The organism is Allocoprobacillus halotolerans (assembly GCF_024399475.1).
Lineage (GTDB): Bacteria > Bacillota_I > Bacilli_A > Erysipelotrichales > Coprobacillaceae > Allocoprobacillus > Allocoprobacillus halotolerans.
Map to the genome: position 1 here is coordinate 2878135 of NZ_CP101620.1, position 22281 is coordinate 2900415.

The 22281-nt window shown below is 30.9% G+C and carries 26 protein-coding genes, 2 tRNA genes, 3 pseudogenes and 1 CRISPR repeat array; of the genes and pseudogenes, 7 read left to right on the forward strand and 24 right to left on the reverse strand.

Going from position 1 to position 22281, the window contains the following annotated elements; genetic code table 11:
• Nucleotides 1-11 precede the first annotated feature (11 nt).
• From NMU03_RS17105 to NMU03_RS17135, 7 genes and pseudogenes are all read right to left on the reverse strand, one after another.
• Nucleotides 12-149 carry a hypothetical protein gene (locus NMU03_RS17105; protein WP_158093958.1) on the reverse strand — a complete coding sequence of 46 codons (138 nt, stop codon included), beginning with the start codon at nucleotides 147-149 and terminating at the stop codon, nucleotides 12-14.
• Between the two features lie 42 nt (nucleotides 150-191).
• Nucleotides 192-2384 (reverse strand): SF1B family DNA helicase RecD2, encoded by a 2193-nt coding sequence (gene recD2, locus NMU03_RS17110; protein ID WP_290140170.1) that lies wholly within the window; start codon nucleotides 2382-2384, stop codon nucleotides 192-194.
• On the reverse strand, nucleotides 2384-3517 hold the full coding sequence (gene mnmA, locus NMU03_RS17115) for a tRNA 2-thiouridine(34) synthase MnmA (RefSeq protein ID WP_290140172.1): 1134 nt from the start codon (nucleotides 3515-3517) through the stop codon (nucleotides 2384-2386). Before mnmA ends, recD2 begins: the two co-directional genes overlap by 1 nt.
• Before the next feature lie 158 nt (nucleotides 3518-3675).
• Nucleotides 3676-4595: pseudogene (locus NMU03_RS17120) on the reverse strand (ROK family protein).
• 65 nt (nucleotides 4596-4660) lie between these two features.
• Nucleotides 4661-4978 carry a pseudouridine synthase gene (locus tag NMU03_RS17125; RefSeq protein WP_290140173.1) on the reverse strand — a complete coding sequence of 106 codons (318 nt, stop codon included), beginning with the start codon at nucleotides 4976-4978 and terminating at the stop codon, nucleotides 4661-4663.
• A 2-nt stretch (nucleotides 4979-4980) separates the two neighbouring features.
• Nucleotides 4981-5448 (reverse strand): pseudouridine synthase, encoded by a 468-nt coding sequence (locus NMU03_RS17130; RefSeq protein WP_290140175.1) that lies wholly within the window; start codon nucleotides 5446-5448, stop codon nucleotides 4981-4983.
• Nucleotides 5415-5627: a S4 domain-containing protein gene (locus tag NMU03_RS17135; protein WP_290140176.1), complete on the reverse strand. Its 213-nt coding sequence runs from the start codon at nucleotides 5625-5627 to the stop codon at nucleotides 5415-5417. The genes NMU03_RS17130 and NMU03_RS17135 overlap by 34 nt, the downstream gene beginning before the upstream one ends.
• Before the next feature lie 228 nt (nucleotides 5628-5855).
• Between NMU03_RS17135 and NMU03_RS17140 the strand changes: the two genes are divergently transcribed.
• Entirely contained in the window at nucleotides 5856-6386 is a 531-nt protein-coding gene (locus NMU03_RS17140; RefSeq protein WP_290140178.1) for an NUDIX hydrolase, read from the forward strand.
• A gap of 67 nt (nucleotides 6387-6453) precedes the next feature.
• Here NMU03_RS17140 and NMU03_RS17145 read toward each other — a convergent pair.
• From NMU03_RS17145 to NMU03_RS17155, 3 genes are all read right to left on the reverse strand, one after another.
• Nucleotides 6454-6528 (reverse strand) — tRNA-Asp (locus NMU03_RS17145).
• Nucleotides 6529-6561: 33 nt separating this feature from the next.
• Nucleotides 6562-6652, reverse strand: a tRNA-Ser gene (locus tag NMU03_RS17150).
• A 90-nt stretch (nucleotides 6653-6742) separates the two neighbouring features.
• The gene (locus tag NMU03_RS17155; protein ID WP_353956718.1) at nucleotides 6743-7360 is read right to left on the reverse strand and encodes a family 4 glycosyl hydrolase; all 618 of its coding nucleotides are present in this window, start codon (nucleotides 7358-7360) and stop codon (nucleotides 6743-6745) included.
• Nucleotides 7361-7458: 98 nt separating this feature from the next.
• Between NMU03_RS17155 and NMU03_RS17160 the strand changes: the two genes are divergently transcribed.
• On the forward strand, nucleotides 7459-8730 hold the full coding sequence (locus NMU03_RS17160; RefSeq protein ID WP_290138468.1) for a transposase: 1272 nt from the start codon (nucleotides 7459-7461) through the stop codon (nucleotides 8728-8730).
• Nucleotides 8731-9030: 300 nt separating this feature from the next.
• Here the strand turns inward: NMU03_RS17160 and NMU03_RS17165 are convergent.
• Nucleotides 9031-9658: pseudogene (locus NMU03_RS17165) on the reverse strand (family 4 glycosyl hydrolase); the annotation flags it as partial.
• Between the two features lie 125 nt (nucleotides 9659-9783).
• On the opposite strand from NMU03_RS17165, the gene NMU03_RS17170 reads away from it, so the two are divergent.
• Together NMU03_RS17170 and NMU03_RS17175 are read left to right on the forward strand one after the other, a co-directional pair.
• Nucleotides 9784-10881, forward strand: coding sequence for an aminotransferase-like domain-containing protein (locus NMU03_RS17170; RefSeq protein WP_290140179.1), 1098 nt, complete (start codon nucleotides 9784-9786; stop codon nucleotides 10879-10881).
• Nucleotides 10882-10883: 2 nt separating this feature from the next.
• Nucleotides 10884-11120 (forward strand): hypothetical protein, encoded by a 237-nt coding sequence (locus NMU03_RS17175; RefSeq protein WP_290140182.1) that lies wholly within the window; start codon nucleotides 10884-10886, stop codon nucleotides 11118-11120.
• On the opposite strand, the gene NMU03_RS17180 is transcribed toward NMU03_RS17175, so the two are convergent.
• From NMU03_RS17180 to NMU03_RS17190, 3 genes are read right to left on the reverse strand one after another with little or no spacing between them, the layout of a single operon-like run.
• Nucleotides 11115-12041 (reverse strand): magnesium transporter CorA family protein, encoded by a 927-nt coding sequence (locus NMU03_RS17180; protein ID WP_290140183.1) that lies wholly within the window; start codon nucleotides 12039-12041, stop codon nucleotides 11115-11117. The two genes, NMU03_RS17175 and NMU03_RS17180, sit on opposite strands and share 6 nt — an antisense overlap.
• Before the next feature lie 34 nt (nucleotides 12042-12075).
• The gene (locus NMU03_RS17185) at nucleotides 12076-12297 is read right to left on the reverse strand and encodes an acyl carrier protein (protein WP_290140185.1); all 222 of its coding nucleotides are present in this window, start codon (nucleotides 12295-12297) and stop codon (nucleotides 12076-12078) included.
• A 60-nt stretch (nucleotides 12298-12357) separates the two neighbouring features.
• Nucleotides 12358-12858, reverse strand: coding sequence for a DMP19 family protein (locus NMU03_RS17190; protein WP_290140187.1), 501 nt, complete (start codon nucleotides 12856-12858; stop codon nucleotides 12358-12360).
• A 93-nt stretch (nucleotides 12859-12951) separates the two neighbouring features.
• Between NMU03_RS17190 and NMU03_RS17195 the strand changes: the two genes are divergently transcribed.
• From NMU03_RS17195 to NMU03_RS17205, 3 genes are read left to right on the forward strand one after another with little or no spacing between them, the layout of a single operon-like run.
• Nucleotides 12952-13230 (forward strand): helix-turn-helix domain-containing protein, encoded by a 279-nt coding sequence (locus NMU03_RS17195; protein ID WP_290140188.1) that lies wholly within the window; start codon nucleotides 12952-12954, stop codon nucleotides 13228-13230.
• A gap of 26 nt (nucleotides 13231-13256) precedes the next feature.
• Complete coding sequence (locus NMU03_RS17200) at nucleotides 13257-13472, forward strand: hypothetical protein (protein WP_290142389.1); 216 nt, start codon at nucleotides 13257-13259, stop codon at nucleotides 13470-13472.
• Complete coding sequence (locus NMU03_RS17205) at nucleotides 13472-13903, forward strand: biotin--[acetyl-CoA-carboxylase] ligase (protein WP_290140190.1); 432 nt, start codon at nucleotides 13472-13474, stop codon at nucleotides 13901-13903. Before NMU03_RS17200 ends, NMU03_RS17205 begins: the two co-directional genes overlap by 1 nt.
• Here NMU03_RS17205 and NMU03_RS17210 read toward each other — a convergent pair.
• The 10 genes and pseudogenes from NMU03_RS17210 to cas2 all read right to left on the reverse strand — a co-directional run bounded on the left by NMU03_RS17210 (nucleotide 13898) and on the right by cas2 (nucleotide 22280).
• Nucleotides 13898-14812: a GTP-binding protein gene (locus tag NMU03_RS17210; protein WP_290140191.1), complete on the reverse strand. Its 915-nt coding sequence runs from the start codon at nucleotides 14810-14812 to the stop codon at nucleotides 13898-13900. The two genes, NMU03_RS17205 and NMU03_RS17210, sit on opposite strands and share 6 nt — an antisense overlap.
• A 48-nt stretch (nucleotides 14813-14860) precedes the next feature.
• Nucleotides 14861-14980 carry a DUF554 family protein gene (locus NMU03_RS17925; RefSeq protein ID WP_353956638.1) on the reverse strand — a complete coding sequence of 40 codons (120 nt, stop codon included), beginning with the start codon at nucleotides 14978-14980 and terminating at the stop codon, nucleotides 14861-14863.
• Nucleotides 14981-14990: 10 nt separating this feature from the next.
• Nucleotides 14991-15416, reverse strand: a pseudogene (locus NMU03_RS17215) (DUF554 family protein).
• A gap of 23 nt (nucleotides 15417-15439) precedes the next feature.
• On the reverse strand, nucleotides 15440-15577 hold the full coding sequence (locus NMU03_RS17220; RefSeq protein WP_290140192.1) for a DUF554 family protein: 138 nt from the start codon (nucleotides 15575-15577) through the stop codon (nucleotides 15440-15442).
• A 193-nt stretch (nucleotides 15578-15770) separates the two neighbouring features.
• Nucleotides 15771-16475, reverse strand: a complete 705-nt coding sequence (gene ucpA, locus NMU03_RS17225; RefSeq protein WP_290140193.1) for an SDR family oxidoreductase UcpA — start codon at nucleotides 16473-16475, stop codon at nucleotides 15771-15773.
• A gap of 61 nt (nucleotides 16476-16536) precedes the next feature.
• On the reverse strand, nucleotides 16537-17094 hold the full coding sequence (locus NMU03_RS17230; protein ID WP_290140194.1) for an RNA 2'-phosphotransferase: 558 nt from the start codon (nucleotides 17092-17094) through the stop codon (nucleotides 16537-16539).
• Between the two features lie 519 nt (nucleotides 17095-17613).
• Complete coding sequence (locus tag NMU03_RS17235) at nucleotides 17614-17805, reverse strand: hypothetical protein (RefSeq protein WP_290140196.1); 192 nt, start codon at nucleotides 17803-17805, stop codon at nucleotides 17614-17616.
• A 229-nt stretch (nucleotides 17806-18034) separates the two neighbouring features.
• The gene (locus NMU03_RS17240) at nucleotides 18035-19306 is read right to left on the reverse strand and encodes a transposase (RefSeq protein ID WP_272595458.1); all 1272 of its coding nucleotides are present in this window, start codon (nucleotides 19304-19306) and stop codon (nucleotides 18035-18037) included.
• A 219-nt stretch (nucleotides 19307-19525) separates the two neighbouring features.
• Nucleotides 19526-21081: direct repeats of the CRISPR family, unit length 36 nt; unit sequence GTTTTATCCTAGCAAAAATCCATATGGTAACAAAAC.
• A 46-nt stretch (nucleotides 21082-21127) separates the two neighbouring features.
• Complete coding sequence (locus NMU03_RS17245) at nucleotides 21128-21868, reverse strand: hypothetical protein (protein WP_290140198.1); 741 nt, start codon at nucleotides 21866-21868, stop codon at nucleotides 21128-21130.
• 103 nt (nucleotides 21869-21971) lie between these two features.
• Nucleotides 21972-22280 carry a CRISPR-associated endonuclease Cas2 gene (gene cas2 / locus NMU03_RS17250; protein WP_290140200.1) on the reverse strand — a complete coding sequence of 103 codons (309 nt, stop codon included), beginning with the start codon at nucleotides 22278-22280 and terminating at the stop codon, nucleotides 21972-21974.
• Nucleotide 22281 lies beyond the last annotated feature (1 nt).

Sequence of the window (22281 nt, forward strand, 5' to 3'; positions counted from 1 at the left end):
CTTTGTACTCCTTAAAGTTGTTCTTTGATCGCTTTTTTGGCTTTATGAACAGTATGTTCAATGTTATCAGCACATGGCATATCACTCATCATAATCATTGCCGCAGCAACAATTCCCGCCGAGAAAAAAGCAACAGCTAATTTTGACATGATTATTCACTCCTTTAAAAGTACATTCTTAGTATGTCCCAACTATACAAAATCATACAAAGAAATTTCTGGAGTTTGTTTCATTCTTTCAATCAATGTTGTTTTTCTTCTTTCATCTAGTACACGTGTGACACCATATTGGAATGCTTGAGGATTACCTAAAAACCATAATGATTGTTTGGCACGTGTTAATCCTGTATAAATTAAATTCTTTTTTAACATAATCGAATAGTCTTTTAAAATAGGCATAATAACAATCTTGAATTCATTACCTTGTGATTTATGAACACTCATGCAATAAGCATGTGTTAAAGTATAAAATTCTTGTGGTGTATATTCAACAATTGTCCCATCAAAATCCACAATCATCATATCTGATAAATATTCAAAATTATCCTTATAGCACACTTCAACCAACGTGCCAATATCACCATTAAAGACATTATCTTCAACACGATTTTTTAATTGTAAAACTTTATCGCCTTCTCGAAACAAACGTTTTCCCACACGTAATTCGTTTTTAAATCCATCTTGAGGATTAAATAATTCTTGCAAACAGTCATTTAAAGCATCAATACCAGCGACACCGTTATACATTGGTGCTAGAACTTGAATATCTTGTACATCATAACCATCTTCCAATGCTTTAGAAACAAGTAGACGGACATATTTTACAACATCATAAGATAAGCAAGCTTGAAAATGAATATCAGAATATTGAAAAAATAAATTTTCATCATATTGATCATTGCGAATACTATGTGCCAATTGAACAATTCCACTTTCTTTAGATTGACGATAAATATGATGCAAGGCAATAGTTGGTACACATTCACTTTTAATCAAATCATTTAAGACATGTCCTGGCGCAACGGATGGTAACTGCTGATCATCACCAATTAATAAAATCTGACTCACTTTATGACTGGCTGATAAAAGATGGGAAAACAAGAGTGAATCAACCATCGAAAACTCATCAATAATTAATAAATCAACATCTAATGGATTATTTTCATTGACTGCAAAAGTATTCGTATGTAAATCCCATTTTAATAAACGATGAATAGTACATGCTTCAATACCTGTGACTTCAGTCAATCGTTTGGCAGCTCTTCCCGTTGGAGCAACAACTGCCAAAGTCTGATCAGGATTTAAACGTTGATACAACTTAATCATCGCATTCACAATTGTTGTTTTTCCCGTTCCAGGTCCACCCGTAATAATCATGGCTGATTGTTTTAAAAAGAGCGTAATAGCTTCTTTTTGAAAATCATCATAACGAATAGATAATTGTTTTTCTAAATCTTCTAAAATACTTTCAATTTCTTCGTCTTCATATTCATAAAGTGGTGTATGTAACCATCTTTTAAAATTTTTGGCAATATTGATTTCACTTTGATATAAATCATAAGGATAATAACGATCTTCTTCTAAGATAATCTTTTCTTGTTCGAGGACATCTTGCAGGGCCGTTTCAAAACTTTCATCATCAATTTGAGGAATATAACGATGGAATCTTTTTGTCATCGTTTCATAACTATGATAAGTGCTACCATCTTGAAAACACGCTTCTTTTAAAGCATAGACAATAGCAGCCTGAATACGATGATGATCATAAGTATCAACACCTATTTTTAAAGCCAAATCATCGGCTGTTTTAAAACCAATTCCATCAATATCATCAATTAACTGATAAGGATTATTTTGTAAAACCTCTAATGTCTTGTCTTGATAAACAGCTTGTATCAAAGCCAAATGTCGAGTACTGATACCATGCCCCATAAAAAACATCAATACTTCCTGATCAAAATCTTGTGAACTCAACACTTCTACAATCGTTTCACGTTTCTTTTCATTCATTCCAGGAACCTGATCTAAAACATGTTTATCTTCTTTAATCTTATTTAAAGCTTCTGTTCCTAAAACATCAACAATCGCAGTTGCTTGTTTTTCACCAATACCTTTAAATAATGGACTAGATAAATAGCGAATGATTTCACTTTCTTCATTCGCTAAAACAATCTTGTAAGATTGAATTTGAAATTGTTTTCCATATTTAGGATGAATGATATACTCCCCTTGAAAATGGTATTTATCTTGAAGATTAACATAACTCATATATCCGGTTGCTAAAATATCTTTATCTTCCTGTTCACTATCTATCAAACACACAATAAATTTCGTTTCTTCACTATAAAACTTAATACGTTTGATAATTCCTATATACTCTAACATTATAAATATGTAATCTCCTTATTATCTTTATAAACTTTTTCAATTGTGCCTCCACCCAGACAAATCTCACCGTCATAGAAGACTGCCGCCTGCCCTGGTGTGACAGCTTTAACAGGTTGATGGAAAGTCACATAAATGGTTTTATCATCAATGAAACGAATTGAAACATCATTATCTTTTTGACGGTATCTAAATTTTGCAGTGCAACGATAATCACCATTAGGTTTTTGACTACCAATCCAATTCACATCAGTAATTAAAGCTCCATCACTCATTAACCATTGATTTTGATTGCCTTGACAAACATATAAAATATTATCATCATATTGTTTTCCCACAACAAACCAGGCATCTCCTGGTCCACCAATACCGAGTCCCTTACGTTGTCCAATTGTATAATACATAATACCCTGATGTTCACCAACGACATGACCTGTTTCAATATCTACCATTTTTCCAGCTTTTGCAGGAATATAATTCTTTAAAAATTCTCTAAAATCTCTTTCACCAATAAAACAGATACCTGTACTATCTTTCTTATTAGCGACTGGCAATTCTAATTCTTTGGCAAGTTGTCTGACTTCAGGTTTTGTCATATGTCCAATAGGAAACAATGAAGAACGTAATTGTGATTGATTTAACTGACACAAGAAATAAGTCTGGTCTTTATTATTATCAACACCTCTAAGCATAATGGAATCTTCACCTTGTTGATGTTTAACACGGGCATAATGTCCTGTTGCGATATAATCGGCATCTATTGATTTTGCATAATCTAAAAAAGCTTTAAACTTAATATGTTTATTACATAAAATATCAGGATTAGGTGTTCTTCCTTTGGCATATTCTTCTAAAAAGTATGTAAAAACATGGTCCCAATATTCTTTAATAAAATCAACACGTCTGAGTTCAATTCCTAAATGCTGAGCAACTTTTTTAGCATCATTATAATCCTTTTCTTGAGGACAAATATCATCATCATTCGTTGGATTTCCTAATATATCATTATTTAAAGATGAATCCCAGTTACGCATAAAAACACCAATGACTTCATATCCTTGTTGCTTTAATACATATGCTGCAACGGCACTATCCACACCACCACTTAAACCTAATACAACTCTTTCTTTCATGCTGTTCCCTCCTTATTTTGTTTTACTATTCTATCACTTTTTGATGGTTATATAAAGTAAAAAATAATAACTTATAAAAGTTTAGAGACACGATATTTTCAATGATCGAAACGCTCTTAGAAGATATTGAAAAAGGAAACACATGGTTTCCTTTCATATTATTGCATTCTTGACATTGGAAGCATTGCAGCTCCAATAGCACCACAGTCTTCTAATTCTGTTTCAAGTAATGGGATATGTCCTCTCATTCCTACATGGATTTTTGCGTTAAACTGTTCGTTTAATTTATCAAAGAAATATTTCTTTGATTTCATAACACCTCCACCTACAATAAAGCAGTGTGGATCAACAGTATGTGCAATATTAGCGAACAATGTTGCAAGTTCACTGATACATTCATCAACAATACCTTGTGCTTTGATATTACCTTCATCAGCTAATCTAAACACATCACCAGCATGTTTAACCATATCATCACCTAAAAGTTTTTCCCTTTACGTGTAATAGCTGTACCACTTGTTTCACCTTCGGCAGCACCAGGATTTAAACCACCAAATTTATAACCATTATTTTTAACGATAATATTTCCAACTTCACCAGCATGTCCTCTACCACCAGATACAAGTTTTCCATCCACGATAAATGCTCCACCAATACCTGTTGAAATTGTCACATAATAACAAGTTGGTTTTCCTTTTCCTGCTCCAAGCAAGGCTTCAGCTAAACCAGCTACATTAGCATCATTATCAATAAAAACTGGTAAATTAAATCTTGTTGATAATTTTTCGCAAATTGGATAGTTTTCAAAACCAGGTAAGTTAGTAGCCATAATCATGACACCATTGGCTGTATCAACTGGACCAGGTACACCAATACCTACACCTTGAACATTTTCAATACCACCACAAACAGTGTAATCAAGACTTTCAATTTGCCTTATAATTTTTGAACAAACATAATCAGGTCCATTTTCTCTTTCAGTTGCATCTTTCACTTCACTATAAGATTGTCCATTTTCATCGACCAATAGAGTACGAACGTTTGTTCCACCTAAATCAATCCCAATATAATATTTCATCTTAGTTCTCCTTCCCTTGATTTATATTTATTATACAATAAATTAAAGTGTTTTCATAGATTCTTTTATTGAAACAATATTTTTTTCAATCGTTCTAGATTTTGAGGTAATGGCGATTGTATCACAACATCTTGTAAATATTTTAATGAACCAATAGGTTTTACAAATTGAATTTGATACGCATGTAAAAATTGATTTTGAAAATGATATGTCTTTTTCAAATAACGATTTAATTCAAAATCTCCATATTTACTATCACCAATGATAGGATGTCCAACACTAGACAAATGTAAACGAATTTGATGTGTACGACCCGTAATAATTTTGACTTTTAATAAAGAATACTTTTGATTTGATTGAATATTTTCAACAATCGTATGCATTTTTAATGCCCCTCAGTATTTGAGGATACCATTCTTGCAAGCGAACGATCACTATCCTTTTTCATATATCCTATCAATTCAACGCTAGTCATATAACCTTTACAAATCGTTAAATATGTTTTGTCAATACAATGACGTTTCTTCATCATTTCATTTAAATCTTGTAAAGCTCGCATTGTTTTTCCAAAAATCACAATTCCACTTGTATTTCGATCTAATCGATGAACTGGTCCTGGTGTAAATCCTAATGTTTGTTGTGGATCATATTCTCCTTTTTGATACAAATAAGTTAAAACCTGATTAGATAAAGTATTCATATCTTCATTGATATCTTCATGAACTAGTAATCCTACTGGTTTATTGACAACCAAAATATTTTGGTCTTCATATAAAACATCAAAAGTGATTGCTAAATCATAAATACTTTGTGGCTTTGTCAGTTCTTGAAAGCGATCTTCATATAAAAACAATTCAACTTTATCACCTTTTTTAAAATATAATTTTCCTTTACTCTCACACCATTGACTTTGACATCCTTTTTTCTTAGCATTTTATAAATCAATTGCGATGGTGCTTGACACAATAATTTTTTGAGATATTTATCAATACGCTGATTTTCATAATTTTCATCTATAATTAAAGTTTTCATTTCATCACCGTTTTTATTCTATCAAAATTTCATAAAAAAATATACATTTTTATTTGAAAGCCTTTACAACTTATAAAACTCTGTTATAATTAGATTTGTTAAGTGGTTCTCACTTAAACATACCCCCTATTATCACCCTAACGTGTAAATAATAGAGATAGAAGAAAGTATGCTCCCCGCATACTTTCTTTTTTCTTTTGTGCTATAATAATGTTGAGGTGAAAAGTTGTGGAAAAAGAGATTCAAAGAACTATCATTTATGATGGTAAAATTATGCAAGTAACAAGGGAAGAAGTTGAACTTGAAGATGGTCAACATGCCTATCGTGAAGTTGTCTATCATCATGGTGGTGTCTGTATTTTAGCCATTAAAAATCATCAAATCATTCTTGTTAAACAATTCCGTTATCCTAATCGTATTCAAACAATAGAAGTACCGGCTGGAAAATTAGAAGCTGATGAAGATCCACGTGATTGTGCCTTTCGTGAATTAGAAGAAGAAACAAACAATCGTGCCAAGGACATGCAATTTGTAATGAAAGTTCTTCCTTCACCAGGTTACACAAGTGAGTGGCTTTATCTTTATGAAGCGATTGATTTTGAAGAAGTTGAAGATGCCTTGGATGGGGATGAAGATGAATTTATTGATATTGTGAAATTAGATATTGATGATGCTTATCAAAAAGTTTTAAGTGGTGAGATTGTTGATGCCAAAACAGTGATTGCGATTATGTATGCATATCAAAAAGAACATCAGTAAAAGTGGGTAACCACTTTTTCTTTCTATAAACAAAAAAGTTATCCCTAAGGATAACGCATTTTTATATTGGCGGTCTGGACGGGGCTCGAACGCGACCTCCGCCGTGACAGGGCGGCATTCTAACCAACTGAACTACCAGACCAATATATTTTCAACTGCCAAGGGTTTATATCAATGGCGGAGACAGAGGGATTTGAACCCTCGCGCCAGTTTCCCGACCTACACCCTTAGCAGGGGCGCCTCTTCAGCCTCTTGAGTATGTCTCCATCAGTTGCCTAGATATAATAGCATACCTTTTTGAAGATTTCAATACTAAAATGAAAAAACTTTAAAAAATAGGAGTTGAAAATCAACTCCTACTTATTGAAAAATTGTGGTAAATAATCTTTATGTGCTTCCAATAATTCATCAATCACAACATTAGCGATTTCATCACTTGGACATAATGGGTTCATATTTAAAGCTGTCACAGCCAAATTACGATCTCCACTGACTGCTGCTTCAATGACTAAACGTTCAAAAGTTTTCATCATATGCACATAACCACTGATAGGTAATTTCAAATCACCTGTCGCAATTGGTTGAGGTCCATCAGCTGTAATACGGCAAGCCACTTCAACAGCACTATCCATTGGTAAATCAGCAATTGCTCCATTATTACGGACATCCACATATTGAATATCTCCTTTATTTGTGTAAATAGATGCAATTAAATTACATGCTGCATCAGAATATTTGGCTCCACCACGCATTGCTAATTGTTCTGGTTTTTCTTGAAGTTCTTCATGACTATAAAGTTCAAATAATTCTTCTTCTGTCTTGCTGACAACTTCTCCACGCACTGTTCCAGTCTTGAATTGTTCTAATTCTTCTTCTAATTGTTCTTTTGTAAAGAAGTAATAATTATGATATGGACAAGGAATCGCCTTTAATTTGAGTTTCGGTAAAAAAATAAAAAACAGGTAAAAAGTTATTCACAAATTGCCTGTTTTGCTTTATTTATAAGGAAAATCAGCCTCTAAAATGTTATAATAATTTTATCTCAATAAACAAAATTTAGGAGGGATTTTCCATGAGTTATTTTACCACAGATCTATATGAAACGAAAAGAGAAATTGTCAATTTTTCTAATAAATTATCAGACAGTCTTGATAAACCTGCTGCCAAGTTTGTCATGGACATGATGTTTGGTCTTGCAAGAAGTCAAAGTGTTCTACTTAGCGATATTGCCAGAGCTCTTGATGAAAATATCAAGCTCAATTATACAATTGACAGATTATCCAATCATTTGGCTCAATTTGATGATGAAGCAATGAACCAAATGAAATCCAATTATAATGATATGGTTATCAAGCATCTTAGCGAAGACAGGATCATTTTACTTGATAACAGTGAAATCATCAAAAAATATGGAAGAAAATTTGAAGATCTTTGTATGGTCAGGGATGCTTCCTCACTTAAGGATGACATTTATCCTGGATACCATGTATGTGAGGCAACTGCCCTCACACAGGATCAACATCATCCAATATCTTTGTATAGCCATATCTATTCAACTGAAAGTGAAGGATTCAAGTCAATGAACGATGAAACAATAAAGAGCATAAAATATGTCAAATCTCTCATTCCTGAAAGATGTACATTTGTATGTGACAGAGGATATGATGCCAATGTATTTTATGATTACTTCATAGATGAAAATCATAATGCAGATGATTTCATCATCAGACTCAAAGAAAATAGAACATTATTGTTTAAAGGGAAGCCAAAGAAAGTAGGAGAAATCGCCAAAAGAAGAAAAGGCAAGATTAAGATGAACATGTATTTTTCTAAGGAAGACAGTGAAGTCTATGTATCACATACGAGAGTGGAACTGCCATCACAAAAGGGAAGGATATTAAATCTAGTCATTGTGTATGGATTAAGTGAAGAAAAACCGATGATGCTTTTAACGAATAGAGAGATCAGGAATAAAAGAGATGTGCATAAGATAGTGAGGGCATATATGTCAAGGTGGCGAATCGAGGAGAAATTCAGATTCAAAAAGAATCAGTATGGTTTTGAAAATATAAGAGTAAGGACAATGAAATCAATAAATGTATTGAATACGATATTGATGATGCATATAGGGCATATAACACTGTTGGCAGAGAAAGTAGACAAGAAATTACTAGTCATAAAGATGATAGAGAGAAGCAAATCGCTTAAAGGAAAGAGATATTACTGGTGCTATCAGATCAGTAAAGGGATACAGGAAATATTAAAATATGCACAAAAGGGAATCAAGGAGTTTCAAAATATAAGAGAGAAGCAGGAATACAGGCAGCTGCAACTGAAACTATAAAATGAACATATAGTAAATAATAAAAAAGGTCATGAAAATGACACTTTTTCAGCTACAATAAAAAGAGAATAAAAACAAAAAAGATGATATAGATAAGAAAACAAGGGTTATGACAATAAACAACAAGACATACCCTTCAAAAAAGAATGCAAAAAACCGAAAGTCAAACCTTTAACCCTTGAATAAATGATGGCGAATATGGTAAAGATACGAAGTTTTTCATTTGAATTGTATCTTCTTGTTTTAAATGTGCATATTTATCTAACAATTCATCAAAATGTGAAACACCATCAACAAAAACATCTGTCGCAAAGATAAAATGATTCACCCCCTGCACTTCCATTGTCACTTGACTTTCTTCCACATTCAACATTTTTGCAAAACCTGCAACCATATTCACAGGTACGTTGCATAAACCAATAGCTTTTTTAAAATTTGTATGACGTAAAATGGCTTCAGTCACCATCCCAGCTGGATTAGTAAAATTAATCAACCATGCATTTGGACATAATTCTTCAATATCTTTGACAATATCTAAAATAACTGGAATGGTTCTAAAAGCTTTAAACATTCCTCCTGCCCCATTTGTTTCTTGACCAATTAATCCATGACTTAATGGAATACGTTCATCTAAAACACGAGCAGGTAAACGTCCAATACGCATTTGTGTTGTGACAAAATCTGCATCTTTTAATGCTTCACGACGATCATAACTTAAAACAACTTTCATTGGCAGTCCAGCTTTTTTGACCATACGTTTTGCAAGTGCACCAACTGTTTCTAATTTATCACGTCCTTCTTCAATATCCACTAACCATAATTCCTTTACAGGTAAATGATCATATCTTTTAATAAACCCTTCTACTAATTCTGGAGTATAACTGCTTCCTCCACCAATTGTTACAATTTTTACACCATCTTTGTTCATCCTTTAACACCTCTTTCTTCTTGATGATTTCATTATAAAATAATTTTTATTAAAATCAATAAATCAAAACAACAACTATACCGGTATAGATTGATATGCTATAATAAAAACGAGGAGTGATCAACATGACTAAATACGAACAATTAGCACAATTATTAGAACAAGATATTATCCATCAAAAATATAAACGTGGTGATAAATTGCCTTCCATTCAAACTTTATCCAAACAATATCATTGCAGTAAAGAAACAGTTATCAAAGCTTATCAATTATTAGTTCAACAACATTTAATTTATGCCAAAGCGCAAAGTGGATATTATGTTTTAGGTAGTCCTATTCTTCCAGCTTCCTCAACCCATCATTTCTCATTAGAAACGGGAAATCCACCCATTCACGCCACTTCACTTGAAGATGCTAAACATTGCCTTTCTCTAGCTATTGATGAATATCAGGAATCTTCTTTGAACTTATCTTTACAAGGTGTCCAATCTTTACGTCAAACTTTAGCTAATTTCTTCTTTGATATGGGTATTTATGCACAAGAAAGTTCAATCTATTTAATACAAGGTGTAACACAAATGCTATCTTTTTTATCTTCTATAACCTTCCCTAATCAGCATACTTATATTTTAATAGAAGAACCCACTTACAGTTATTATGTTCGCTTTCTCCACTCTTTATCCCTTCCCATTTTAACCATTTATCGTGATGAAAATGGTATTGACCTCGAACACCTCCAATATCTTTTTGAACATTATGACATTAAATTCTTTTATACAATTCCTCGTAACCATAATCCACTTGGTACAACTTATTCTTCTCACACGCGTCAAAAAATTGCCCAGTTAGCGTTAAAATACAATGTCTATATTATTGAAGATGATTATTTTGGTCATTGTTCTAGTTATTCGCATTATCTTCCTTTGTTTTATTATATGGAAGGTAAAAACTGTATTTACTTAACAAGTTTTTCAAAAACCATTCCTTATATTCGTATTGGTGTTGCGATTGTCCATCAGGATTTTCAAGATACTTTTGATCAAATGACTCATCAATCTTATTATTATTCTTATCAGCTACCTTCTTTAATTTCACAAGCCACTTTAGAATCTTATATTAAAAGTTCACTTTATCATAAACAGACACAACAATTACAAAACTATCTCAAAAAAATTATCGCATTATTAAAAAAATCACCCAAAGCTGGAATCCAAAGCTTTTAAAAGTGATTTCAAGTTATTCTGGTTATTATTTTACGATTCAGTTTTTAGTTCCTATTGATTTGGATAATTTCCAACAACGTTTATTGGAAAATCGTATTCATATTGCCAGAAATGAAAGATGTTTCTATGAATCCTCTCATTTTCAAAATTCAGTTCGTTTAAGTCTAGCTAGAATACATAGCCAAGATCTTCAAACAGCACTAGAATTATTTTATCAAACTTTTTTAGATTGCTTATAAAAATTTCTTTTTCTTAAATAAAATCATTAACCCTACAACAATGATTCCACTCAAAACAATCACTGCAGGATAGCCATAAACACTTTTTAACTCAGGCATATTTTCAAAATTCATGCCATACCACCCAGCAATTAGAGTCAAAGGCATAAAAATTGTTGTCACAACAGTAAAAAACTGCATCGTTTTGTTGAGTTTATAATCTTCTCTTGACTGATGAGCACTATGTGCCTGATTCAAAATTTCTCGCAGCATTTCTACATTTTTAGACAAACGCTCTATACGACGCGTAAAGATTTCAAAATAACGAGAATCATCGTCTTCAAAAATATGATGGTGATTCATTTCCAAATCTTCGCCAATTGTCATTAAGTTTTCATAATAGTTTTGTAAAAGCAATAATTCTTTATTGAGTTGTCTAAGTTGATTGGTAAAATTTATAGCATCTTCTTCATGCAACTCTAATTCTTCAATTTCATTTTGCAATTCTTCAATATATTGATAATCAGCCGCTAATAAATCACTTAAAAAATAATAAACAAGACGTGTAATAGAAGCATCTCTTTGAAGTACATAATCCGTAGATGATTGAAAAACTTCATCAATATGATGATCTTCATCATCAATTACAACAACCAAAAATAAATTTTTAAAAATAAATAAAGCCAACACATCTTTTTTGACAAAAATATCTCGTGCATTAATCAAATGCACCAAACCAAAATAATAGTGATAAGCAGGAATAATCATATTTTGATGAAATAAAGATGGATCTTCCAAACGTTCAATCGATGTCTTTTCAATACCCAATTGTTCATAACATGATTTTAACTGTTCTAAATCCATCATCGCAATATAACGATGATGTTCTTGTATATTCTCTATATTAACTTTTGTTTTTTGATGATCAACTTGATAAATCATAATTTTCCTCCTATAAAAAAATAGGGTTTTTTCCCTATTTTTTTGCATCAATTAAATCCAATAAATCTTGAACTGTTTTAATTTTTAATAATTCATCATCTTGAAATTCTACACCAATTTCTTCTTCAAGTTCAAAAACCAAATCAACCAAATCTAAAGAATCAATACCTAAATCCTTAAAAGATGATTCTTTTGTTAATTCATGACCTTTTAATTTAGATGATAATCTCTCTTTTATTTTATCAAAATAATCCATTCCTTATTCACCTCATTTTTATTATAATCACATCACAGTTAAATTACAATCTCTTTTTACTTACATAAAAGCTTCTTTATGACAAAGAACATAATGAAGACTTAAAGTTTCCAAGTCTTCTTTCAATTCTTGAAATTCATGATCCAAAAGGTCAAATAACCATGAAATTTCACGATAGTCCAAACTTTTTAATTCTTCTATCCTTAATTGCTGATCTTCTGGCACGACACCTTCATGAAAAATACCATTAGCTCGATCTAAAATCAAGGCTGTACGATTGGCTTTCATTTCCAACAAAGCTTCAACTGTTTCATTAGCAAAATTGCCTGAAGTTTCACTATAATACGATTCTATACCTCCATCACACATACTTAATGCAAAAGTCTGACAAAGATAAAAAACTCTCTCAATCCCATTTAACTCGTTAATTAAATCACCGTTTTCACATTTTTGACTAATAACATTATATAAATCCATAACAATTTGACGATGATCACTGCGTGCAATAATTTCACTAGCCTGCAATGTCAAATCATCTAAAGCATCTTCTATTGTTGGCATATGAATCCCTCCTATCTTTATTCTATACTTTTTTTAGGAAAAAGTATAGAATTATTCCTTTATCTTTAGAACAAAGATGATTATAATAAACTTATGGAAAAAGAAATATTAAAAATTTTAAAACAACATCAAAATCAATATGTTTCAGGTCAGGAAATTTGTGAAGAGCTTCATGTATCACGAATGACAATATCTACTTGTATCAAAAAAATCAAAGAGAAAGGATACCATATTATATCATCTACAAAAAAGGGATATTGTCTAACAGAGGATAATGATGTGATTTTTATTGAAAACATTAAACCTTTGATTCCTGATTTTTTCAAAATATTGAGTATTTTGATGAAATTGATTCAACAAATGATTATTTAAAAAGAACTCCTCATCAAGAAGGGGATATTGTATTGGCTGAAAATCAGACAAAGGGAAAAGGACGAAATGGCAAAAGCTTTCATTCTCCTAAACAAAAAGGAATTTATGTATCTTTTGTTTTAAAACCTCAATTAACGATTTTTGATTCATTAAAAGTCACTGCCTGTTTAGCAGTATCTTTAGTGAAAGCCATTGAAAAAATTATCCTGTTCATCCTCAAATCAAATGGGTTAATGATTTAATGATTAACGATTTCAAAATTGCTGGTATTTTATGTGAAGCCAGTTTAGAAATGAACACTGCCAAAATTGATCATATGATCGTTGGGATTGGTATCAACGTTCATTCTTATACAATGCCTGAGGAATTAAAAAATATTGCTGAGTGTATTGAAGATTTCTGTTCAGTTGTGATACCAAGAGAACAATTGCTGATTGATTTTTTCAATATTTTTTATCAGGACTATTGTCAGTTATCATCTTCATCATGGCTTAATTTCTATCGTCAGCATTCTTATGTTTTGCATCAAGACATTACAGTTTATGAAAACAATCAGTCTTATCAAGCTTATGTTTTAGATATTAATGATGATGCATCTTTAAAAATTCAAACAGAACATGGTATCAAAACCTTAAATTCAGGTGAAGTATCAATTCGTAAAAAAACATCATAATGATGTTTTTTTGTTTAAATAAGTTTGTATATGATCTTTATTTAAATTTTCACCAATCACAATTAAAACATCCTGTCCAAGGGAAATAGGTTGTAAAGATATATGCTGATTCGTTGCATTTAACTCATACCATTGTTCATTTTCACAAATAAATCCTTTAATACGAAAAACATGACCACAAGATGCATCATGAAAAATATCAGAAACACGAGCAGATAAATCATTTTGAGAAAGGTGATTATTCATAAAATATAATGATGTATATGCCTCTTGATATGAAATAGGATATTTAACATATTCATTCATGATATAACCAACATTCATCAATTTTTGAAACTCTTGTGAAGAAAAATGCATCCAATTGGTATAAAAATCAGTTTCTTGCAAGACTCTTTGACATTGGACTTCTTGTAAAGATTCTTGAAGAAAACACATGGTCTGTTGAACTTCATCTGACGATGCCTCCTGATAATGACTTAAGATAATTGCACCTGCATGCGCAATTTGTGAGGCAAGGATATATCGTGATGATGGCGATAAATCAAGATTCATTTTGGTATCGACTATCGTAAAAACATTGCCTATTTCATACCAATTTGTAAGTGGTTCTTCGTGTAAAACATCAAAAAATTCGTCAACATCATATATTCCAGAAGGTTCAATTAAAAGATAATCATATTTTAACATTCCCATTGCAATTAATTTTGTTTTAAAACGCCTTTGATGGGTTTCTTGATCACAACCACCAGCAATCATTTCTAAATCGCATTGATCTTTGAACGTTTCTTGAAGTAACATCATATCGACATTAACTGCACCAAAATCGTTTTCAATAATACCTACTTTATATCCTTGTTGTATCAGATATGATGCATATTGTTTGATAAATGTTGTTTTTCCAGTTCCCAAAAACCAGTAATTAAATCTACTTTTGTCAAAATAATGACCTCCTTTTCTTTATAATAACAAAGCCAAAATAATCGTAACAATTAACGCTAGTAAAAGATTAGATACTTTGATGGTACGTGGCCATATCAGATTGATACCTACACAAAATATCAATATATTTCCAACCATATCCAAACAATCAAAAAAGATATGGTGTCATAAATGATGCAAGTCCTGCTGATAAAATAGTCACTGTTCCTTGTAAAAGCACAACCGGAATAAAAGAAAAAAGACAACCTTCTCCCATTGAAGATGTCATCACTAATATAATGACAAAATCTAAGATAGCTTTGGCAAATAATAATGAATGGTCACCAGTCATGCCATCTTAAATTGCGCCCATAATTGCCATCGCTCCAATACTGACAGTTAAAGAAGCTGTGACAAAACCTTGAATAAACTGACGATCTTCATGGCTACCTGTTTTATATTTTAACCATTGTCCAAACTTTTCAAACATCCCATCAACATTAATGATTTCACCTATTAGTGCTCCAATGACCATTGAAAGAATCATATTCATAGAACCCGTTGCTTTGAAAGTTGCACCTTCAATAACAAGCATCTTTGATAGTGTGCCTGATAAAGCTAAAAAACAACTAGAATCCCTGTGGCTTTCATAATGATTTCTTGATAACGTTCTTGAAATAAATTTTTACAAAAAAGTTCAATAATACCTTCTATGATAATTGCTATTCCATTGACAATTGTTCCTAATCCATTCATACAAAACCCTCTCTATTCTGATGCCTATTTTAACATATTTCTCATTTTGAAACTACTGCCATGATAATGAAAAAGAGAGCCTAAGCCCTCATTGACCTCTACTCATTTGTTCCTATACTCATTGTTTCAGGTAGTGTACTTCCTCCATCAATAACAAATTGAGAACCAGTGATATAGCTTGATTCATCACTACCTAAAAAGCAAATAATTCTCCAACTTCAATTGGTTTTGCAAGTCTACCCATTGGCACACCTTGAGCAATATCTTGAATAGCACTTTCTGGATTATTTGGATTAGATTCAACTGCCATTTTTTCTACCATTGGTGTTCTGGCATATCCTAACTGTGAACAGTTGACACGAATATTGCGACTTGCATATTCAACAGCTAAACATTTTGTTAAACCAACTAAAGCTGCTTTTGTCATCGCATAAGCCGCTTCTCCCGCATCAGCAACAATATCTCCTGTCACAGATGAAGCAATAACAATACTTCCTTTTCCCTGTTTCAACATATATGGAATAACAGCCTGACAAGTATTCCATACACCTTTGATATTGACATCAATATGAAAATCTCTGATTTCATCACTCATTTCTTCAAAAGGTGCTAAACGACAAACACCTGCATTACAACAAGCAATATTGACTTTACCAAAAGTATTAACTGTTTTTTGAACAGCTTCTTTCATTTGGTCTTTATCAGCCACATTTCCAACATAAGTAATAATATCTTGATGATATTTTTCTCTTAATTTTTGAGCAGTTTGATTCACTTCTTCTGACAAATCAACCATGCAAATTTTCGCTCCATATTTCACATAAGCTTCAGCGATTCCTTCACCTAATCCTACTGCTGCTCCTGTAATAATCGCAACTTTTCCATCTAGTTTTCCCATAAAAAAATCTCCTTTCATTTTATTCTTCTTTTATTGTAATCTATTTATCATCAACACTCAATCATTTCTCATCATTGTGTTCATCTAAAAGCTGTAAATATTGAACAGGCACATGACGTGTTAGCCAAACTTGATTGGCTGATAAATAAAAATCAATATGATCTTCTACCATACGTTGTGTATCAATTTGAAAAACAACTGGTTTTCCATGTCTTTTACCAACAGACAAAGCCGTTTCAATATCTTTAGATAAATGAACGTAAAGTCTTGATTTAGGAATCAAACCTTGTTGTTGAATAGAAGATACAAATTTTTCTCCTGTTCCATGATATAAAACAGATGGTGGTATTACCTTTTCTAGTTCTACATCTACGAGTATAGAATGTCCTTGATTAGCACGAATCAGTGTATGATTTCCATTAAAAGAATATCTTTGTTTATTATCCTCAGCAACAATGATTTCTAATAAATCTTTATTAAAATCAGGATGTGTTTCTTGGATTCCTTTAATGAGTTCATCCACATTTGCCCACCCATGTTCATCTAGTGTGATACCGATAATTTCAGGTTCATGTCTTAATATCTTAGATATATATTTACTAATAGATTTTAATTTCATATACTACGTACCTTCATTTCTAATATAATTTACATTATTATATCATAAATTATATAAATTGAGTTATAGTTCATTCTCATAAAAATTCTTATATTATTTCATTTATTCATGATTTAATAGTTGTATGATTTTTTATAATATGAGATTCTATTTTTACTTCCATCACAACTATTGTACACAGTATTGTTTTATTTTTCTCTCATATCATCTCTTATTAAATTTTAAGATATAAAAAGGGTTTTTATTACCCTTTCAATTCCCTTCGTTGTTTTGATGATAATAAATCTACAATGTAAATTGTATCATTATCATAATAACAATATAGAATATAATTGCTTTTTAAAACAAAAGTAAATTCCTTGGAAGAAGGCCTATAAACGCCCTTTTCTAAGACATCTATAAATTGATACATTTCATTTTCAATTTTTTTGCAAAAAGAACTATTTGAAAAATGACTAATACAATAATCATTTATATTAATCAATCTTTCAAAAACAGTATCAAATATAATAACATTCATTATTTGTATATCTCTTTCCGTTTATCTTTAAATTCATCCAAAGAATATCCTTTTACATTCCCTTTTTTATATTCATTCATTTGTGACTGAATGTATCTTTTATCTAAAAATTCTTGAACATACATTTCAAGTTCCTGATTTGTCAAACAATTATATTCAACACCATCAAAAATCATTTTTCTTATTTCCATATGTTTCAACTCCTTTTATTTATTATATCAAACAAAACATTAAATTAAAACCTATAAATAATTTGACTTTCGGTTTTTTGCATTCTTTTTTGAAGGGTATGTCTTGTTGTTTATTGTCATAACCCTTGTTTTCTTATCTATATCATCTTTTTTGTTTTTGTTCTCTTTTTATTGTAGCTGAAAAAGTGTCATTTTCATGACCTTTTTTATTATTTACTATATGTTCATTTTATAGTTTCAGTTGCAGCTGCCTGTATTCCTGCTTCTCTCTTATATTTTGAAACTCCTTGATTCCCTTTTGTGCATATTTTAATATTTCCTGTATCCCTTTACTGATCTGATAGCACCAGTAATATCTCTTTCCTTTAAGCGATTTGCTTCTCTCTATCATCTTTATGACTAGTAATTTCTTGTCTACTTTCTCTGCCAACAGTGTTATATGCCCTATATGCATCATCAATATCGTATTCAATACATTTATTGATTTCATTGTCCTTACTCTTATATTTTCAAAACCATACTGATTCTTTTTGAATCTGAATTTCTCCTCGATTCGCCACCTTGACATATATGCCCTCACTATCTTATGCACATCTCTTTTATTCCTGATCTCTCTATTCGTTAAAAGCATCATCGGTTTTTCTTCACTTAATCCATACACAATGACTAGATTTAATATCCTTCCCTTTTGTGATGGCAGTTCCACTCTCGTATGTGATACATAGACTTCACTATCTTCCTTAGAAAAATACATGTTCATCTTAATCTTGCCTTTTCTTCTTTTGGCGATTTCTCCTACTTTCTTTGGCTTCCCTTTAAACAATAATGTTCTATTTTCTTTGAGTCTGATGATGAAATCATCTGCATTATGATTTTCATCTATGAAGTAATCATAAAATACATTGGCATCATATCCTCTGTCACATACAAATGTACATCTTTCAGGAATGAGAGATTTGACATATTTTATGCTCTTTATTGTTTCATCGTTCATTGACCTGAATCCTTCACTTTCAGTTGAATAGATATGGCTATACAAAGATATTGGATGATGTTGATCCTGTGTGAGGGCAGTTGCCTCACATACATGGTATCCAGGATAAATGTCATCCTTAAGTGAGGAAGCATCCCTGACCATACAAAGATCTTCAAATTTTCTTCCATATTTTTTGATGATTTCACTGTTATCAAGTAAAATGATCCTGTCTTCGCTAAGATGCTTGATAACCATATCATTATAATTGGATTTCATTTGGTTCATTGCTTCATCATCAAATTGAGCCAAATGATTGGATAATCTGTCAATTGTATAATTGAGCTTGATATTTTCATCAAGAGCTCTGGCAATATCGCTAAGTAGAACACTTTGACTTCTTGCAAGACCAAACATCATATCCATGACAAACTTGGCAGCAGGTTTATCAAGACTGTCTGATAATTTATTAGAAAAATTGACAATTTCTCTTTTCGTTTCATATAGATCTGTGGTAAAATAACTCATGGAAAATCCCTCCTAAATTTTGTTTATTGAGATAAAATTATTATAACATTTAAGAGGCTGATTTTCCTTATAAATAAAGCAAAACAGGCAATTTGTGAATAACTTTTTACCTGTTTTTTATTTTTTTACCGAAACTCAAAATAAATAAGTACAAGCATTATTCTAGCAAAATCTATATGGTAACAAAAACCATCTGTGATGGTCCGCTTACTTTTCCATGTTTTATCCTAGCAAAAATCCATATGGTAACAAAACAAGGTACAGATGATTCTGAAATTAGTTTAAGTTTTATCCTAGCAAAAATCCATATGGTAACAAAACTATGTCGTGGAAATGTAGAAGACTATCGCAAGTTTTATCCTAGCAAAAATCCATATGGTAACAAAACAGTGGCGTGGGTCAGTTAAGCGTAGCACTCGTTTTATCCTAGCAAAAATCCATATGGTAACAAAACGAAATCATCAGGGCAATATACGTGATAGATGTTTTATCCTAGCAAAAATCCATATGGTAACAAAACACACTCTTTCAGTTGATGTTTCAAAATCGCGTTTTATCCTAGCAAAAATCCATATGGTAACAAAACTCATGATATCTTCAAATGATAATGATGTATGTTTTATCCTAGCAAAAATCCATATGGTAACAAAACTGCTAGTTGCCAATTCACTTCAAGATTATAGTTTTATCCTAGCAAAAATCCATATGGTAACAAAACTAGTTTACGCTTTTGTGTTCCACCTTTCCAGTTTTATCCTAGCAAAAATCCATATGGTAACAAAACATGCATAAGCGTCAGTGAATAACTTAACCTGTTTTATCCTAGCAAAAATCCATATGGTAACAAAACCACCTGTTTCTAGTATATCCTTTGATGAACGTTTTATCCTAGCAAAAATCCATATGGTAACAAAACTGTTAAGATAACGTTGCTCGATATCATTAAGTTTTATCCTAGCAAAAATCCATATGGTAACAAAACCCCTTTAACTAGATGGATTAGTTGAAGTTAGTTTTATCCTAGCAAAAATCCATATGGTAACAAAACTGTTCAGGTATCGTTGCTCGATATCATTAAGTTTTATCCTAGCAAAAATCCATATGGTAACAAAACTGTTGAGGTAACGTTGCTCAATATCATTAAGTTTTATCCTAGCAAAAATCCATATGGTAACAAAACCTTCTTCTCGATAAACTGTTGATTGTCATAGTTTTATCCTAGCAAAAATCCATATGGTAACAAAACCCTACAATTATATTATACATCATTTTATATGTTTTATCCTAGCAAAAATCCATATGGTAACAAAACTATAATGTATAATGTTTTCTAGTTTTGCCAGTTTTATCCTAGCAAAAATCCATATGGTAACAAAACTTATAATTTTAATCAATAAATCACTAAAAAGTTTTATCCTAGCAAAAATCCATATGGTAACAAAACCGTCTGCATCATCTTCAGTTTCATCATCTGGTTTTATCCTAGCAAAAATCCATATGGTAACAAAACTGAATAAGATAGGCTTGTTTTCTTTCAATGGTTTTATCCTAGCAAAAATCCATATGGTAACAAAACAAGCCTGTGTCAGTTCTAAAAAGATTAATAGTTTTATCCTAGCAAAAATCCATATGGTAACAAAACACCATCGCTAACATTGTTTTGTGTTGCATCAGTTTTATCCTAGCAAAAATCCATATGGTAACAAAACTCATATTTCTTAAAATGTCAAGTTCTTTCAGTTTTATCCTAGCAAAAATCCATATGGTAACAAAACCTCAAATACATATTATCATATATTTGATAATTAATAAACTCTACGTTTAAATATTTTTAGTAATAGATAATTGTTGTTTTTGATATTCTTTGTTAACTATGTCTTGCATAATTTGTTTTGCCTCCTTTAAAGTACATACTCCTTTTGATAGAAATGTTTCATAAATAAGTTCATCATCACTACAATCAATTATTATATTTGACATATAATATATATCTTTAAATTCTAACAATACTTGAGATGATGTTAATATGACTATGACAATACATTGATTTAATTGTTGAATACATTCTTTGATTGCTTGCGTTAATTCTGGTATTTCAATCAAGCAAAATACTGTCATTTCTATATCTCGAGAAATAAATTCAATCATTTTTAATTGTACAATTATAATTTCATCGTATGATAAATCATATTCATTAGCTTGTTCATCTTCTATAAAATATAGTGGTATTAAAAGTTTTAATAATGATTTTGGTGTGAGTGTTACAAATTGACTTTTTATAATATCTGAATCCAATTCTATGGCAAAGGATTCTAATAGAATATTAATAGATAATATTGTATCATTATAATCTCTTTGTGATAAAAATGATTCAAGATATTTTGATATTAATGATTTTGTTGATAATTTTAAGTCATCATGCAATGAATATTGATGATTAACATAATAAAATAAAGTTTGTTTCTTATTTATTTCTTTATTATCAATACTAATATTTATTTGCCCTATATGATTTAATGAATATTCAGTTATTTTTGTATTATGAAAATATTCAAAAATCATCTTTTTTAATTCATATTTTTCTTGATAATTAAAACCTATACAATACTTTACATAATTTATATTTATTGAAAAATTCTTATTTCCTTTTTTATCATCAGTTTCTTCATAGCTTTATAAAGGATTCTGCATTTACTATTTTTTCTTGATTTGAAATACCTCCAACAATAATTTCAATCTTAGAATATTGTTTTTCTGTAACCATCAACAATCTAATTTGTCCTTGTTTAGGTACATTTTTTCTTAATATATCCACATGTTTAACAGTTGCTTCTCTATTTGGAAAAATCTTGCAATATACGGAAAATTGCATCATCATATAACCATTCTTTATTAAATATTTTCTAAAACATGTATATATTTTTACTTCTTCTTTTGTTGTCATTGGTAAATCAAAAAATAATATCAATCTCATA